Annotated in this window: 1 tRNA gene and 1 rRNA gene (1 of these 2 cut by a window edge); both read left to right on the forward strand. The window is 55.1% G+C overall.

Annotation, left to right across the window (positions count from 1 at the left end):
* Window positions 1-1,450 (forward strand): 16S ribosomal RNA (locus tag MDHKLMBL_RS17960); it begins 167 nt to the left of the window's first position.
* Between the two features lie 91 nt (window positions 1,451-1,541).
* Window positions 1,542-1,618, forward strand: a tRNA-Ile gene (locus MDHKLMBL_RS17965).
* Window positions 1,619-1,623: the final 5 nt, after the last annotated feature.

The raw sequence follows: 1,623 nt of genomic DNA on the forward strand, positions 1-1,623 counted from the left end.
CGCTGACGAGCGGCGGACGGGTGAGTAATGCATAGGAAACTGCCCAGTAGTGGGGGATAGCCCGGGGAAACCCGGATTAATACCGCGTACGCCCTTCGGGGGAAAGCAGGGGATCTTCGGACCTTGCGCTATTGGATGTGCCTATGTCGGATTAGCTAGTTGGTGGGGTAAAGGCCTACCAAGGCGACGATCCGTAGCTGGTCTGAGAGGATGATCAGCCACATCGGGACTGAGACACGGCCCGAACTCCTACGGGAGGCAGCAGTGGGGAATATTGGACAATGGGGGCAACCCTGATCCAGCCATGCCGCGTGTGTGAAGAAGGCTTTCGGGTTGTAAAGCACTTTCAGTGAGGAGGAAAACTCTGCGACTAATACTCGTAGGGCTTGACGTTACTCACAGAAGAAGCACCGGCTAACTCCGTGCCAGCAGCCGCGGTAATACGGAGGGTGCAAGCGTTAATCGGAATTACTGGGCGTAAAGCGCGCGTAGGTGGTTTGATAAGCGAGATGTGAAAGCCCCGGGCTTAACCTGGGAACGGCATTTCGAACTGTCAGGCTAGAGTATGGTAGAGGGTAGTGGAATTTCCTGTGTAGCGGTGAAATGCGTAGATATAGGAAGGAACACCAGTGGCGAAGGCGGCTACCTGGACCAATACTGACACTGAGGTGCGAAAGCGTGGGGAGCAAACAGGATTAGATACCCTGGTAGTCCACGCCGTAAACGATGTCTACTAGCCGTTGGGACTCTTGAAGTCTTAGTGGCGCAGCTAACGCACTAAGTAGACCGCCTGGGGAGTACGGCCGCAAGGTTAAAACTCAAATGAATTGACGGGGGCCCGCACAAGCGGTGGAGCATGTGGTTTAATTCGACGCAACGCGAAGAACCTTACCTGGCCTTGACATGCAGAGAACTTTCCAGAGATGGATTGGTGCCTTCGGGAACTCTGACACAGGTGCTGCATGGCCGTCGTCAGCTCGTGTCGTGAGATGTTGGGTTAAGTCCCGTAACGAGCGCAACCCCTATCCCTAGTTGCTAGCAGTTCGGCTGAGAACTCTAGGGAGACTGCCGGTGACAAACCGGAGGAAGGTGGGGATGACGTCAGGTCATCATGGCCCTTACGGCCAGGGCTACACACGTGCTACAATGGTGCGCACAGAGGGCTGCAAACCCGCGAGGGGGAGCCAATCTCACAAAACGCATCGTAGTCCGGATCGCAGTCTGCAACTCGACTGCGTGAAGTCGGAATCGCTAGTAATCGTGAATCAGAATGTCACGGTGAATACGTTCCCGGGCCTTGTACACACCGCCCGTCACACCATGGGAGTGGATTGCACCAGAAGTGGTTAGTCTAACCTTCGGGAGGACGATCACCACGGTGTGGTTCATGACTGGGGTGAAGTCGTAACAAGGTAGCCGTAGGGGAACCTGCGGCTGGATCACCTCCTTAAACGAAGCCGAACGCTTCGGTCAGAGTCCACACGAATTACTTGGTTAGCTGAATAAAGAGAGCAGATGGGTCGTTGCAGGCCCGTGTTTTTGGGTCTGTAGCTCAGGTGGTTAGAGCGCACCCCTGATAAGGGTGAGGTCGGTGGTTCAAGTCCACCCAGACCCACCAGAATT

Origin of the sequence: Marinobacter flavimaris (genome assembly GCF_002933295.1) — a bacterium.
Lineage (GTDB): Bacteria > Pseudomonadota > Gammaproteobacteria > Pseudomonadales > Oleiphilaceae > Marinobacter > Marinobacter flavimaris.